The organism is Pseudomonas sp. VE 267-6A, from assembly GCF_024126555.1.
In the GTDB taxonomy this organism is placed as follows: domain Bacteria; phylum Pseudomonadota; class Gammaproteobacteria; order Pseudomonadales; family Pseudomonadaceae; genus Aquipseudomonas; species Aquipseudomonas palmensis.
Genome location: NZ_JAMYBY010000001.1, coordinates 260,752 through 273,995, shown reverse-complemented (window position 1 = coordinate 273,995; position 13,244 = coordinate 260,752). Strand labels below are relative to the sequence as shown.

General features: G+C 64.1%; 14 protein-coding genes. 9 read left to right on the top strand and 5 right to left on the bottom strand.

Annotated features, from left to right (window positions below; translation table 11 throughout):
- The first annotated feature begins 162 nt into the window (after positions 1–162).
- Together NJH59_RS01205 and NJH59_RS01200 are read left to right on the top strand one after the other, a co-directional pair.
- Entirely contained in the window at positions 163–1,095 is a 933-nt protein-coding gene (locus NJH59_RS01205) for an SdiA-regulated domain-containing protein (RefSeq protein WP_043863443.1), read from the top strand.
- 77 nt (positions 1,096–1,172) lie between these two features.
- Positions 1,173–2,075 (top strand): SdiA-regulated domain-containing protein, encoded by a 903-nt coding sequence (locus NJH59_RS01200; protein ID WP_088514631.1) that lies wholly within the window; start codon positions 1,173–1,175, stop codon positions 2,073–2,075.
- 87 nt (positions 2,076–2,162) lie between these two features.
- Here NJH59_RS01200 and rpiA read toward each other — a convergent pair whose 3' ends face one another.
- Positions 2,163–2,834: a ribose-5-phosphate isomerase RpiA gene (rpiA, locus tag NJH59_RS01195; protein WP_043863445.1), complete on the bottom strand. Its 672-nt coding sequence runs from the start codon at positions 2,832–2,834 to the stop codon at positions 2,163–2,165.
- Between the two features lie 136 nt (positions 2,835–2,970).
- Here rpiA and ilvA point away from each other — a divergent pair, with 136 nt between their 5' ends.
- Together ilvA and NJH59_RS01185 are read left to right on the top strand one after the other, a co-directional pair.
- A complete protein-coding gene (ilvA, locus tag NJH59_RS01190; protein ID WP_054915520.1) occupies positions 2,971–4,485 on the top strand; it encodes a threonine ammonia-lyase, biosynthetic in 1,515 nt (504 codons plus the stop codon).
- 40 nt (positions 4,486–4,525) lie between these two features.
- Positions 4,526–4,954 carry a DUF2269 family protein gene (locus tag NJH59_RS01185; protein ID WP_043863447.1) on the top strand — a complete coding sequence of 143 codons (429 nt, stop codon included), beginning with the start codon at positions 4,526–4,528 and terminating at the stop codon, positions 4,952–4,954.
- A 74-nt stretch (positions 4,955–5,028) separates the two neighbouring features.
- Here NJH59_RS01185 and NJH59_RS01180 read toward each other — a convergent pair whose 3' ends face one another.
- Complete coding sequence (locus tag NJH59_RS01180; protein ID WP_043863448.1) at positions 5,029–5,685, bottom strand: HAD family phosphatase; 657 nt, start codon at positions 5,683–5,685, stop codon at positions 5,029–5,031.
- A 140-nt stretch (positions 5,686–5,825) separates the two neighbouring features.
- Here NJH59_RS01180 and NJH59_RS01175 point away from each other — a divergent pair, with 140 nt between their 5' ends.
- Together NJH59_RS01175 and ptsP are read left to right on the top strand one after the other, a co-directional pair.
- Positions 5,826–6,305 (top strand): RNA pyrophosphohydrolase, encoded by a 480-nt coding sequence (locus NJH59_RS01175; protein WP_043863449.1) that lies wholly within the window; start codon positions 5,826–5,828, stop codon positions 6,303–6,305.
- A 22-nt stretch (positions 6,306–6,327) separates the two neighbouring features.
- On the top strand, positions 6,328–8,607 hold the full coding sequence (gene ptsP, locus NJH59_RS01170) for a phosphoenolpyruvate--protein phosphotransferase (RefSeq protein WP_043863450.1): 2,280 nt from the start codon (positions 6,328–6,330) through the stop codon (positions 8,605–8,607).
- Positions 8,608–8,692: 85 nt separating this feature from the next.
- Here the strand turns inward: ptsP and NJH59_RS01165 are convergent, their stop codons facing one another.
- On the bottom strand, positions 8,693–9,439 hold the full coding sequence (locus NJH59_RS01165) for an NRDE family protein (protein ID WP_054915521.1): 747 nt from the start codon (positions 9,437–9,439) through the stop codon (positions 8,693–8,695).
- A gap of 129 nt (positions 9,440–9,568) precedes the next feature.
- Here NJH59_RS01165 and NJH59_RS01160 point away from each other — a divergent pair, with 129 nt between their 5' ends.
- Genes NJH59_RS01160 through NJH59_RS01150 form a run of 3 tightly spaced genes read left to right on the top strand, consistent with a single transcriptional unit; the run spans position 9,569 to position 12,198 of the window.
- Complete coding sequence (locus tag NJH59_RS01160) at positions 9,569–10,351, top strand: sulfite exporter TauE/SafE family protein (protein WP_043863452.1); 783 nt, start codon at positions 9,569–9,571, stop codon at positions 10,349–10,351.
- Positions 10,352–10,365: 14 nt separating this feature from the next.
- Positions 10,366–11,178 (top strand): prolipoprotein diacylglyceryl transferase, encoded by an 813-nt coding sequence (gene lgt, locus NJH59_RS01155; RefSeq protein ID WP_088514634.1) that lies wholly within the window; start codon positions 10,366–10,368, stop codon positions 11,176–11,178.
- Positions 11,179–11,226: 48 nt separating this feature from the next.
- Complete coding sequence (locus tag NJH59_RS01150) at positions 11,227–12,198, top strand: thymidylate synthase (RefSeq protein WP_043863454.1); 972 nt, start codon at positions 11,227–11,229, stop codon at positions 12,196–12,198.
- Between the two features lie 131 nt (positions 12,199–12,329).
- On the opposite strand, the gene NJH59_RS01145 is transcribed toward NJH59_RS01150, so the two are convergent.
- The gene (locus tag NJH59_RS01145) at positions 12,330–12,605 is read right to left on the bottom strand and encodes a DUF3077 domain-containing protein (protein ID WP_253086247.1); all 276 of its coding nucleotides are present in this window, start codon (positions 12,603–12,605) and stop codon (positions 12,330–12,332) included.
- Positions 12,598–12,876: a hypothetical protein gene (locus NJH59_RS01140; RefSeq protein ID WP_253086246.1), complete on the bottom strand. Its 279-nt coding sequence runs from the start codon at positions 12,874–12,876 to the stop codon at positions 12,598–12,600. The genes NJH59_RS01145 and NJH59_RS01140 overlap by 8 nt, the downstream gene beginning before the upstream one ends.
- Positions 12,877–13,244 lie beyond the last annotated feature (368 nt).

Here is a 13,244-nt window from a genome sequence, read left to right as displayed (position 1 = left end):
CCTGCCCCGGGTGGCAGTCGATAGCCGACTGCCACCTTTTCCCCGGCCTTTGATCGGGCGTTGCCGTTTTTTTCACAAATGATCCGGATAATCCCCGCGAATCAACCTTGTGAACGTGCCTGCGTGTTGCGTGCCAGGCTAAAAAAACAACGGGAATACCTGATGGCCACACCTTATCCTTCCAGCGGTTCGCTCCCTCCTGTGCGCAAGCGTCGTCTCCTGTTGCGCTGGTCTACCTGGCTGGTGACGGCTGCGGTGATCGGCTATGGCGTGGCCATCGCCATGCACTGGGACGACCGTGGCCTGCTGTGGCTGCAGGAGCGTTTCGAGTCGGTGAGCGAACAGCAGGCCAGTATCTGGCTGCCGGGCTATACGGTCGATATCGACGCCAAGGTGCTGCCGGGCATGGAGGACGACGAGGCCTCCGACCTGGCCTACGACCCCCAGCGCAAGACCCTGTTCGCCGTCATGGGCAAGAACCCGTTCCTGGTCGAGCTGACCCTGGACGGCGATGTGTTGCGCAAGCTGCCACTTCACGGCTGGAGCAACCCCGAGGGGGTTGCGGTGCTGGCGGACGGGCGGTTGGCCATTGTCGATGAGCGTGATCACACCATGACCATCGTCAGCCTGGACGACAGCACCCAGGCACTGAACATCAAGGATTTCACGCAATACGACCTGGGCCCTTCGGCCAATCAGAACAAGGCCTTCGAGGCGATTGCCTGGGACCCGCGCAACCAGCGCCTCGTGCTGGGCGAGGAGCGTCCGCCGCGGCTGTTCACCTGGCGCACCGACGGCCGTTCGCCGCTGACCGGCGACAAGCAGCCGCTGCCCAGTGACGAGCTGGACCTGCGCAACCTCTCGGCGCTGGGGGTCGACCCGCGTACCGGGCACATGCTGGTGCTGTCGGCCGACTCGAACATGCTGCTGGAGCTGGACGAGCGGGGCGAGCAGGTCAGCTTCATGACCCTGCTCGGCGGTTTCAACGGCCTGAAAAAGCGCATCCCTCGCGCCGAGGGCGTGGCCATGGACGACCAGGGCACCCTGTACATCGTCAGTGAGCCGAACCTGTTCTACCGCTTTCGCAAGCAGTGACTCCCGCATAGTGGCATTAAGCTTCGATTCAGTTGGCTATGGTTAGATGACGCCCGAACCCTGCCGAGTCTTCCCGAATGCGTCGTTACCTGCCCCTGGTCTTTCTTGTTTTCAGTCTGCTGGCCCTTGCCGCCCTGGGCGTGGCGGGGCAGCAGCACCGCGTGTTCGAGCGTGCCTGGTTCGACCTCAAGGCCTGGTGGCAGCCGGCCGAGCAGGGCATGGGGCTGAGCCGCTACCAGGTGGTGGTCGAGGCACGCCCGGTCGAGGGGCTGCAGGCGGATATTTCGGCGCTGACCTTCGACCCGGACCGCAACAGCCTGTACACGGTCACCAACAAGAACCCCGAACTGATCGAGCTGTCGCTGGAGGGGCGCATCGTGCGGCGCATCCCCCTGACCGGTTTCGGCGACCCCGAGGCGGTGGAGTATGTGGGGCCGGGCAGTTTCGTGATCACCGACGAGCGCGAGCAGCGCCTGATCCGGGTGCATGTGGCGCCCGATACCGCGTTCCTGGATGCCAAGGATGCCGAGCAGCTTACCCTGGGCATCGGCCTGAACGGCAACAAGGGTTTCGAGGGGCTGGCCTACGACTCGGGCGGCAAGCGCCTGTTCGTGGCCAAGGAGCGCGACCCGATGCTGATCTACGAGGTGCACGGGTTTCCCCATGACAATCCGGAGCAGCCCTATGCGGTGCACGTGGTGCAGGACCGCAAGCGTGATTCGCGGTTGTTCGTGAGAGACCTGTCGAGCTTGCAGTTCGACGAGCGCAGCGGGCATCTGCTGGCCCTGTCGGACGAATCGCAACTGGTGCTGGAGCTGGACGTGAAGGGAAAGCCGATCAGCAGCCTGTCGCTGCGCAAGGGGTCTGCCGGGTTGAAGGCGAGCGTGCCGCAGGCCGAGGGGATTGCGCTGGACGATGCCGGGACGCTGTATGTGGTGAGCGAGCCGAACCTGTTCTACGTGTTCAAGAAGACCGAGTAGGCTGTATCGCGGGTCAAGCCCGCTCCCACAAGATCACACCGAACCTGTGGGAGCGGGCTTGGCCCGCGATGAGGCCGCCCCGCAAGCTTACCTGGTCAGGGTCTTCACGCCGTCCGCGGTCCCCAGCAGCAGCAGGTCCGCCGGGCGCGCCGCGAACAGGCCGTTGGTCACCACGCCCACGATCGCGTTGATCTGGGTTTCCAGCTCCACCGGGTTGGTGATCTGCAGGTTGAACACGTCCAGGATGATGTTGCCGTTGTCGGTCACCACGCCTTCGCGGTACACCGGGTCGCCGCCCAGTTTCACCAGCTGACGTGCCACATGGCTGCGCGCCATCGGGATCACCTCGACCGGCAGCGGGAAGGCGCCCAGTACCGGCACCAGCTTGCTCGCGTCGGCAATGCAGATGAAGGTCTTGGCCACGGCCGCGACGATCTTCTCGCGGGTCAGGGCTGCGCCACCGCCCTTGATCAGGTTCAGGCGCTCGTCGCTCTCGTCGGCACCGTCCACATAGAACTCCAGGTCGCTGACCGTGTTCAGCTCGTACACCGGAATGCCGTGGCCCTTCAGGCGTGCAGCCGTGGCCTCGGAGCTGGCGACCGCACCATCGAACGCACCCTTGTGCAGCGCCAGGGCGTCGATGAAGCAGTTGGCGGTCGAACCGGTGCCGACGCCGACGATGCTCTTGTCATCGAGCTTGGGCAGAATGAAATCGACAGCGGCCTGGGCGACAGCCTGTTTGAGTTGGTCCTGGGTCATGCGGGCTCCGGAGCGGGCAGGGGTATCGTGAGGGCGCGTAGTATAGCGGCTAAAACCACAGACTGGCTGTGGTCGCCCGACCGGGCGCTGCGGTAGACTCCGAGGCCCCGCCCAGCTGCCCAGTGATGCGTTCCCGATGCTCGAACAGTACGTCAAGAAGATCCTCACCTCGCGCGTCTATGACGTCGCCGTCGAAACCCCGCTGCAACCGGCCGGCCAGCTCAGCAAGCGCCTGGGCAACCACGTGCTGCTCAAGCGCGAAGACCTGCAGCCGGTGTTCTCGTTCAAGATCCGCGGCGCCTACAACAAGCTGGCGCAATTGAGCGCCGAGGAACTGGCGCGGGGCGTGGTCACCGCCTCGGCCGGCAACCATGCCCAGGGCCTGGCGCTGGCCGCCCGTGAACTGGGGATCAAGGCCACCATCGTAATGCCCAAGACCACCCCCGAGATCAAGGTCGAAGGCGTGCGCTCGCGGGGCGCCAAGGTGGTGCTGCATGGCGATTCGTTCCCCGAGGCGCTGGCCTACTCGCTCAAGCTGGTGGACGAAAAGGGCTTCGTCTATATCCACCCCTATGACGACCCGCACACCATCGCCGGGCAGGGCACCGTGGCCATGGAGATCCTGCGCCAGCACCCCGGGCCGCTGGACGCGATCTTCGTGCCGGTGGGCGGCGGCGGCCTGATCGCCGGCATTGCCGCCTACGTCAAATACCTGCGCCCCGAGATCAAGGTGATCGGTGTCGAGCCGGACGACTCCAACTGCCTGCAGGCCGCCATGGCCGCCGGCGAGCGCGTGGTGCTGCCGCAGGTGGGCCTGTTCGCCGATGGCGTGGCGGTGGCGCAGATCGGCCAGCACACCTTCGACATCTGCAAGGATCATGTGGACGAGGTGATCACCGTCAGCACCGACGAGATCTGCGCGGCCATCAAGGACATCTACGACGATACCCGCTCGATCACCGAACCTGCCGGCGCGCTGGGCGTTGCCGGCATCAAGAAGTACGTTGAGCTGCGAGGTGTGACCGGGCAGACCCTGGTGGCCATCGACTCCGGTGCCAACGTGAACTTCGACCGCCTGCGCCATGTGGCCGAGCGCGCCGAACTGGGCGAGGGCCGCGAGGCGATCATCGCAGTGACCATCCCCGAACAGCCGGGCAGCTTCAAGGCGTTCTGCGAGGCCATCGGCAAGCGCCAGATCACCGAATTCAACTACCGCTACCACGCCGACGGCGAGGCGCACATCTTTGTCGGGGTGCAGACCCACCCCGACACCGACCCGCGCAGTGCCCTGCTGCACAGCCTGACCGCGCAGGGTTTTCCGGTGCTGGACCTGACCGACAACGAGCTGGCCAAGCTGCACATCCGCCACATGGTGGGCGGGCACGCGGCGCGGGTCAGCGACGAGCTGGTGCTGCGCTTCGAGTTCCCTGAGCGGCCGGGGGCGCTGTTCAACTTCCTCAACAAGCTGGGTGGGCGCTGGAACATCTCGATGTTCCACTACCGCAACCATGGCGCGGCCGATGGTCGCGTGGTGGCCGGGCTGCAGGTGCCGGATGATGAGCGCCACCTGGTGCCGGCGGCACTGGCCAAGATCGGCTACCCGTACTGGGATGAAACCGACAACCCGGCGTACCGGCTGTTTCTGGGCTGAACGGCTACGCTGTTGGGCAACGCCTGAGGAATAAGAAGACATGGAATTGCTGACAAGCCTGAAAATCGCCCACGTACTGGCCACGGTCGTGCTGCTGGGCAGTGCCCTGGGCCTGGCGCTGTGGGTCTGGCTGGCACGACGCAAGGGTGACGTGACTGCGCACACGCGCCTGTTGCAGCGGCCTTTGCTGTTCGTATGGTTGCTGATGGGCGTATGCCTGGTGAGCATGCCGTTCAGTGGCTGGTGGCTGGTGCACCTGATCGGCTGGCCATTGGGGCAGACCTGGGTGCTGGGCTCCAGCCTGATCTATACGGTGGGGGCGTTCTGCTGGTTCTGGCTGAGTGTGCGCCTTAACCGGCTGCGCACGGCGCCGGGCGCAGGCAACCCGAAGGTGACGCTGGGCCTGGCGGTGTTCTGCGCCGTGTGCTTCATCGCGATTGCCGGGCTGATGGGTGCAAAACCCGTCTGATGCCTTCGCCGGCAAGGCCGGCTCCTACACCCGTTGCGCTGTAGGAGCCAGCTTTGCCGGCGAATGGTCACACCTCAATCGCGCAGGCTGATCACCGGCCAGCCGCGTTTCTCGGCTTCGGCACGCAGGGTAGGGTCCGGGTTCACCGCCACCGGGTTGGCCACCTGCTCCAGCAGCGGCAGGTCGTTGATCGAGTCGCTATAGAAGTAGCTGTCGTCCAGGTTCAAGCCATTCTCTTCGAGCCAGCGGTTCAGGCGCGTCACCTTGCCTTCACGGAAGCACGGCACGTCGATGCTGCGCCCGCTGTAGCGACCATCGACCATCTCGCACTCGGTGGCCAGCAAGGTCTCCACGCCCAGGCGCTGGGCAATCGGGCCGGTGATGAAGCGGTTGGTGGCGGTGATGATCACCAGCTTGTCGCCTGCGTCACGGTGCTTTTGCAGCAGCGCCAGGGCCTGGGGCAGGATGATCGGCTCGACGCAGTCGCGCATGAAGTCGCGGTGCCATTCGTCGAGTTGCGCCATTTCGGTCCGGGCCAGGATCTCCAGGGTGAATTCAAGGTAGGCGCCCTGGTCCAGCTTGCCGGCCAGGTAGTCCTGGTAGAACGCATCGTTGCGGTTCTTGTAGGCGATGGGGTCGAGAATCCCGCGTTCGCACAGGTAATCGCCCCAGGCGTGGTCGCTGTCGCCACCCAGAAGCGTGTTGTCCAGATCGAATAAAGCCAGGCGCATCGAAGTCACTCGCATAACATCTGAAAAGGCCCACAGAATACGGACTTTTATCTGCTATGCACATAAGGTGGAGCGGCGCGTTGCTGGCGTTGCAAGCTTTGTGGAACAATGCGGCGACATGCGTTTGCGAGGTTGCTGCCGTGATCGACCCCGATGGTTTTCGCCCCAATGTCGGGATCATTCTGACCAATGATCTCGGGCAGGTGCTATGGGCTCGACGGATCAACCAGGATGCCTGGCAGTTTCCACAAGGCGGGATCAACCCCGAGGAAACGCCGGAAGACGCCCTGTACCGCGAGCTGAATGAAGAAGTGGGCCTGGAGCGGCAGGATGTTGAAATTCTTGCCTGCACCCGTGGCTGGTTGCGTTATCGTTTACCCCAACGCCTGGTGCGTACCCACAGCCAACCGCTGTGCATCGGCCAGAAACAGAAATGGTTCCTCCTGCGCCTGGTGTCCAACGAGCAGCGGGTGCGGATGGATTTGACCGGTAAACCGGAATTCGATGGGTGGCGCTGGGTCAGCTATTGGTATCCGTTGGGCCAGGTGGTGACATTCAAGCGCGAGGTTTACCGCCGCGCTCTCAAAGAGCTTGCCCCGCGCCTGCTGGCGCGCGACTGACGACGGAGTTCGACCCCGAGCCATGCTCAATACGCTGCGCAAGATCGTCCAGGAAGTTAACTCCGCCAAGGATCTCAAGACGGCGTTGGGGATCATTGTGTTACGCGTCAAAGAAGCCATGGGCAGCCAGGTGTGTTCCGTCTACCTGCTCGACCCGGAGAGCAACCGCTTCGTGCTGATGGCCACCGAGGGCCTGAACAAGCGCTCCATCGGCAAGGTCAGCATGGCCCCCAACGAAGGCCTGGTGGGCCTGGTGGGTACCCGCGAAGAACCGCTGAACCTGGAAAACGCCGCCGATCACCCGCGTTATCGCTACTTTGCCGAAACCGGCGAAGAGCGCTTTGCCTCCTTCCTCGGTGCACCCATCATCCACCACCGCCGCGTGGTGGGCGTGCTGGTCATCCAGCAGAAGGAACGTCGCCAGTTCGACGAGGGCGAAGAAGCCTTTCTGGTCACCATGAGTGCGCAGCTGGCCGGGGTTATCGCCCATGCCGAGGCCACCGGCTCGATTCGCGGCCTGGGGCGCCAGGGCAAGGGTATCCAGGAAGCCAAGTTCGTCGGCGTGCCGGGCTCGCCTGGCGCGGCGGTGGGTACGGCGGTGGTGATGCTGCCGCCGGCCGACCTGGACGTGGTGCCGGACAAGACCGTCACCGACATCGACGCCGAACTCAAACTGTTCAACAACGCCCTCGAAGGCGTGCGCAGCGACATGCGCAACCTCTCGGCCAAGCTCGCCACCCAGCTGCGCCCCGAAGAGCGTGCGCTGTTCGACGTGTACCTGATGATGCTCGAAGACGTCGCCCTGGGCGGCGAGGTGGTGGAGGTCATCAAGACCGGCCAGTGGGCTCAGGGCGCCTTGCGCCAGGTGGTGGGCGAGCACGTCAACCGCTTCGAGCTGATGGACGACGCCTACCTGCGCGAGCGCGCCTCCGATGTCAAAGACCTGGGCCGGCGCCTGCTGGCCTACCTGCAGGAAGCCCGCCAGCTGACCCTGGTGTACCCCGACAACACCATCCTGATCAGCGAAGAGCTGACCCCGGCCATGCTCGGCGAAGTACCCGAAGGCAAGCTGGTGGGGCTGGTGTCGGTTCTCGGCTCGGGCAACTCCCACGTCGCGATCCTGGCGCGTGCCATGGGCATCCCCACGGTGATGGGCCTGGTCGACCTGCCGTATTCGAAGGTCGACGGCATCCAGATGATCGTCGACGGCTACAAGGGCGACGTCTACACCAACCCCAGCGAAGTGCTGCGCAAGCACTACACCGAAGTGGTCGAGGAGGAGCGCCAGCTGGCCCAGGGCCTGGATGCCCTGCGCGAACTGCCGTGCGAGACGCTCGATGGCTATCGCATGCCGCTGTGGGTCAACACCGGGTTGCTGGCCGACGTGGCGCGGGCGCAGCAGCGCGGCGCCGAAGGGGTGGGGCTGTACCGTACCGAAGTGCCGTTCATGATCAACCAGCGCTTCCCCAGCGAAAAGGAGCAGCTGGCGATCTATCGCGAGCAACTGGCGGCCTTCCACCCGTTGCCGGTGACCATGCGCAGCCTGGACATCGGGGGTGACAAGGCGCTGTCGTACTTCCCGATCAAGGAGGACAACCCGTTCCTGGGTTGGCGCGGTATCCGCGTGACGCTGGACCACCCGGAGATCTTCCTGGTGCAGACCCGCGCCATGCTCAAGGCCAGCGAAGGCCTGAACAACCTGCGCATTCTGCTGCCGATGATCTCCGGGATACACGAACTGGAAGAGGCATTGCACCTGATCCACCGCGCCTGGGGCGAGGTGCGCGACGAAGGCACCGACGTGCCGATGCCGCCGGTGGGGGTCATGATCGAGATTCCGGCGGCGGTCTACCAGACCCGCGAGCTGGCGCGCATGGTCGACTTCCTGTCGGTGGGGTCCAACGACCTGACCCAGTACCTGCTGGCGGTCGACCGCAACAACCCGCGGGTGGCCGACCTCTATGACTACCTGCACCCTGCGGTGCTGCAGGCCTTGCAGCACGTGGTGACCGCGGCGCATGCCGAGGGCAAGCCGGTGAGCATCTGTGGCGAGATGGCTGGCGACCCGGCAGCGGCGGTGCTGCTGATGGCCATGGGCTTCGACAGCCTGTCGATGAACGCCACCAACCTGCCGAAAGTGAAATGGATGCTGCGTCAGATCAGCATGAGCAAATCCAGGGAATTGCTGGAGCAGGCGATGGGTATCGATAACCCGCAGGTTATCCACAGCTCGCTGCAACTGGCGCTGAAGAACCTGGGGTTGTCGCGAATGATCAATCCTGGGGCTTCCAAGACCCTGTGAAGCCGGGACCGCTTCGCGGCCCTTCGCCGGCAAGGCCGGCTCCTACAGGAGGTCGATGTAGGAGCCGGCCTTGCCGGCGAAAGCGTCAAACCTGCAGGGTGACCTCTCCCAGCTGCCCTCCAAACGGCCCGAAGCTGCGCTCCACCATCAACCTGCTTCCATCCGCCTCGACAATCAACACCGTACTCGCCCGCGTCCCGTAGTTCTGGCTGGCAATGAACACGCTTGACAGCAACCGCTCGGTCGCCAGCCCCACACCGGTCTGCGGCAGCTCGGCCTCTTCGGCCTGCTGCTCATCCCCCAGCAACGCCAGCAACCGCTGTGGTCGCGGGTCCTGCAGCTGGTCTTCGAGCGCAGCCCGCATCTTCAGCAGTTTCGGCCACGGCGTATCCAGCCCGGCATTCGACAAGCCGTACACCCCCTCGCCCAGCAGCACCGGCGCCGCCTCCTGCGCATTCAGGTACCCCAGCTGCCCGGCGTCCCCTACCAGCAGGTTGAATCCCGAATACTGGCTGCTGCGGCTGGCCACATGGTCCAGGTAAGCCTCCACCCCCAGCTCGCCGCGCAGAAACCCCGCCACCAGCTCGCCGCGCGAGCGTGCACCCTGCGCCTGCTGCGGGTCCCGAATATTGGTCAGCGCCGCAAAGCGCCCGCCCGGTCCGACCCCCAGCCAGCTGCCGCCAGCCTCGAGGTCACGTCCGGCATACACCCCCGGCGCATCCTCCCACGCCCCCAGCGCCTGGCTGGGGCGGGCATAGAACTCGTCACGGTTGGCCGCGACGATCAGCGGCCGGGCATGCCCCGGGCGCCATGCAAAAGCAATCAGACACATAGGTTCGCTCCCAGTGTTTTCAGCCACTCTACCCACACTGGCGTTCGCTATCCATCGACTAAACGTGTCTTCACTAGAGCCACAGGCCCACCTTCCGTTACCATGCCGAACTGATTTTGGGGGTCGACAATGGAATTTGTGATCTATCTGGTGCTGGGCGCCTGTGCAGGTGTACTGGCCGGGCTGTTCGGCGTGGGCGGCGGCATCATCATCGTGCCGGTGCTGGTACTGAGCTTCACCCTGCAGGGCTTCGACGCCTCGGTGCTGACCCACCTGGCAGTCGGCACGTCGCTGGCGACCATTGTCTTCACCTCGGTCAACGCCATCCTCGAGCACCACCGCCGTGGCGCGGTGCAGTGGCCGATCTTCGTGTGGATGACCGTGGGCATCCTGCTCGGCGCCGGGGTCGGGGCCAAGACCGCCTCGCTGATCCAGGGCCCGCACCTGCAGAAGATCATCGGCGTGTTCGCCCTGCTGGTGGCGGTGCAGATGGCCCTGGACCTCAAGCCCAAGGCCAGCCGCGGCGTACCCGGCAAGCTTGGCCTGACCGCCGCCGGCGGCGTGGTGGGCTGGGCCTCGGCGATCTTCGGCATCGGCGGCGGCTCGCTCACCGTGCCCTTCCTGACCTGGCGCAGCCTGCCCATGCAGCAGGCGGTGGCCACGTCCTCGGCCTGTGGTTTTCCGATTGCGGTGGCCAGTGCCCTGAGTTTCATCGTGCTGGGCTGGGACGAGGCGCACCTGCCGCCCAACAGCCTGGGCTTCGTGTATTTGCCGGCGCTGCTCGGGATTGCCCTGACCAGCATGTTCTTTGCCCGTTTCGGTGCGCGCCTGGCGCATAAACTGTCGCCACGCCTGCTCAAGCGGCTGTTCGCCGCACTGCTGTTCTGTGTAGGCCTGAGCTTTTTGCTTTAACGAGAGGAGTCACCATGCTGCCTTACCCGCAGATCGATCCCGTGGCACTGGCCATCGGGCCGCTGAAAATCCACTGGTACGGCCTGATGTACCTGATCGGCATCGGCGGCGCGTGGCTGCTGGCGTCGCGCCGGCTGCACCGCTTCGACCCCACCTGGAGCCGCGAGAAACTCTCCGACCTGGTGTTCTGGCTGTCCATGGGCGTGATCGTCGGCGGGCGCCTGGGCTACGTGCTGTTCTATGACCTGAGCGCGTACCTGGCCAACCCGACGCTGATCTTCGAGGTGTGGAAGGGCGGCATGTCGTTCCATGGCGGCTTCATCGGCGTGATGCTGGCGGCGCTGTGGTTCGGCAAGCGCAACAACAAGTCGTTCTTCGAGCTGATGGACTTCGTTGCGCCGCTGGTGCCAATCGGCCTGGGTGCCGGGCGCATTGGCAACTTCATCAACGCCGAGCTGTGGGGCAAGGCCACCGACGTGCCGTGGGCCATGGTGTTCCCGCCGTTCAGCGACCCGGCGCAATTGCCGCGTCACCCGTCGCAGCTGTACCAGTTCGCCCTGGAAGGTGTGGCACTATTCCTGATTCTGTGGCTGTACTCGCGTAAACCGCGCCCGACCATGGCGGTTTCCGGGATGTTCGCGCTGTTCTACGGCATCTTCCGCTTCATCGTCGAGTTCGTGCGGGTGCCGGATGCGCAGCTGGGTTACCTGGCCTTCGGCTGGCTGACCATGGGGCAGGTGCTGTGCGTGCCGATGATCGTCGCCGGTATCGCGCTGATCTGGCTGGCCTACCGCCGCGCGCCGAGTGCCAAGGGCGCCGCGCTTTAATTTTCCCGGCAGGGGCCTGGCCCCTGCCGGTATCGAGACAGGTAAGACATGAAGCAATATCTAGAGCTGGTGCGTGATGTGATCGAGAACGGTACCCTGCAGGGCAACCGTACCGGCGTGCGCACCATCAGCCTGCCGGGCGCCATGCTGCGTTTCGACCTGCAGAAGGGTTTCCCGGCCATCACCACCCGCCGCCTGGCGTTCAAGTCGGCGATTGGCGAAATGGTGGGCTTTCTGCGTGGCGTGAAGAACGCCGGCGAATTCCGTGAACTGGGCTGCAAGGTCTGGGACCAGAACGCCAACGAGAACGCCCAGTGGCTGGCCAACCCCTTCCGCCAGGGGCATGACGACCTGGGCGAGATCTACGGCGTGCAATGGCGCCAGTGGCCGGCCTACAAGCGCATCCCGCTGAGCAACCCGGCGGCCATCGAGCTGGCGCAGAGCAATGGCTTCGTGAAGATTGCCGAGGCAGAAGAAGAGGGCGAGGCGTTCGTGGTGCTGTACAAGGCCATCGACCAGATTCGCCAGTGCATCGACACCATCCACAACGACCCGGGCAGCCGCCGCATCCTGTTCCATGGCTGGAACTGTGCGCAGCTGGACGAGATGGCGTTGCCGCCGTGCCACCTGCTTTATCAGTTTCACCCGAACGTGGAGACCAAGGAGATTTCCCTGACCCTCTACATCCGCTCCAACGACCTGGGCCTGGGCACGCCGTTCAACCTCACCGAAGGCGCCGCGCTGCTGTCGCTGGTGGGCCGCCTGACCGGCTACACGCCGCGCTGGTTCACCTACTTCATCGGTGATGCGCACGTGTACGAGAACCACCTGGACATGCTCACCGAACAGCTCAAGCGCGAGCCGCTGGCGGCGCCGAAGCTGGTGATCTCCGACCGCGTGCCGGAGTATGCCAAGACGGGTGTGTACGAGCCTGAGTGGCTGGAGAAGATCGAGCCGAGCGACTTCAGCCTGGAAGGCTACGAGCACCATGCGCCGATGACGGCGCCGATGGCGGTCTAAGCGCGCCATACCGCTTCGCCAGCAAGGCTGGCTCCTACAAGGATCACCGCGATCCCCTGTAGGAGCCAGCCTTGCTGGCGAAAGGGCTGTCAATTAACGTCCAGTTTGTAGCCTTGGCGCACAATGCGCCGTTACGCCTGCTTCATCCCCAACTCCGCATCATCGATCAGCGCCTTGGCGAACCCGCTGAGGTAATAAGCTGCCCACACCGCTGCGCCATCGTCCTCCATCACACCGTTCAGAATGAGCTTGTGCACGCAGCCGAGCATGATCGAAGCCTGCTCCAGTGCGTAATCGCAGGGGATGCCGGGGACGATTCGGAACAGCTCTGTAGGTGGGTTTTGGCTTCGAATGAACGTCGCGGCACCTATCGTCTCGCCTGTGCCAGCTTGCGGGCCGTTACTCATGCAGAAATCCTCGTTCCAGAGTTAGCAGGTTGGCTAGTGCATGCTCTACCAACGCTTTAGCCATCTCGGCCGAATGCAGCACACTCAGCAGCATACTGTGGCTTGGATCATTGGCGTGGGTTCTACAGAATTCATTGGTGGTTTCATGGATGCCGCGCATCAATTCGCTAGCGAAGGCAAGGGAGTCAGCGGTAACGAGGTCGCTGTGGATGGAGAAGTAGGGGCTGGTGAATGGGTGTAGAACAGGCGGATCGGGGACGATCTTTTTCATGGCGTAACTCCTAGGTTCACTCAGGAGCTACCGCCCAATCCCTCTCACAGGATGTAGGGTGGCAGCCGTACGCGGGGTGAGAGACCGGAGACCTAGGAACCCGGCCAGACCAAAGTCTGCCCGCGCACAGCTGCCATGACAAAGCTGCCATCAGGTCAAGGACGGGCTCTCACACCCGGTCGCCAAATCGACGACTAGGGAAAACTAGCCTTGATGTGCCTTCTCAGCAACGGAGAAAGGGTGGCAGCTTGCGTAGGATAGTTCTGAAAGCATTTAGACTGGAAATTTTTTGACCCATGTGATCGCAGACGAAGGATGGCCGTATAAGCGCGCCATACCGCTTCGCCAGCAAGGCTGGCTCCTACAAG

What these genes read in the sequence shown, in the direction of transcription:
- NJH59_RS01205 (WP_043863443.1), top strand. Translation starts at nt 163, where the DNA reads ATGGCCACACCTTATCCTTCCAGCGGTTCGCTCCCTCCTGTGCGCAAG.
- NJH59_RS01200 (WP_088514631.1), top strand. Translation starts at nt 1,173, where the DNA reads ATGCGTCGTTACCTGCCCCTGGTCTTTCTTGTTTTCAGTCTGCTGGCC.
- rpiA (WP_043863445.1), bottom strand. Translation starts at nt 2,834, where the DNA reads ATGACCCAGGACCAACTCAAACAGGCTGTCGCCCAGGCCGCTGTCGAT.
- ilvA (WP_054915520.1), top strand. Translation starts at nt 2,971, where the DNA reads ATGCTCGAACAGTACGTCAAGAAGATCCTCACCTCGCGCGTCTATGAC.
- NJH59_RS01185 (WP_043863447.1), top strand. Translation starts at nt 4,526, where the DNA reads ATGGAATTGCTGACAAGCCTGAAAATCGCCCACGTACTGGCCACGGTC.
- NJH59_RS01180 (WP_043863448.1), bottom strand. Translation starts at nt 5,685, where the DNA reads ATGCGCCTGGCTTTATTCGATCTGGACAACACGCTTCTGGGTGGCGAC.
- ptsP (WP_043863450.1), top strand. Translation starts at nt 6,328, where the DNA reads ATGCTCAATACGCTGCGCAAGATCGTCCAGGAAGTTAACTCCGCCAAG.
- NJH59_RS01165 (WP_054915521.1), bottom strand. Translation starts at nt 9,439, where the DNA reads ATGTGTCTGATTGCTTTTGCATGGCGCCCGGGGCATGCCCGGCCGCTG.
- NJH59_RS01160 (WP_043863452.1), top strand. Translation starts at nt 9,569, where the DNA reads ATGGAATTTGTGATCTATCTGGTGCTGGGCGCCTGTGCAGGTGTACTG.
- lgt (WP_088514634.1), top strand. Translation starts at nt 10,366, where the DNA reads ATGCTGCCTTACCCGCAGATCGATCCCGTGGCACTGGCCATCGGGCCG.
- NJH59_RS01150 (WP_043863454.1), top strand. Translation starts at nt 11,227, where the DNA reads ATGAAGCAATATCTAGAGCTGGTGCGTGATGTGATCGAGAACGGTACC.
- NJH59_RS01145 (WP_253086247.1), bottom strand. Translation starts at nt 12,605, where the DNA reads ATGAGTAACGGCCCGCAAGCTGGCACAGGCGAGACGATAGGTGCCGCG.
- NJH59_RS01140 (WP_253086246.1), bottom strand. Translation starts at nt 12,876, where the DNA reads ATGAAAAAGATCGTCCCCGATCCGCCTGTTCTACACCCATTCACCAGC.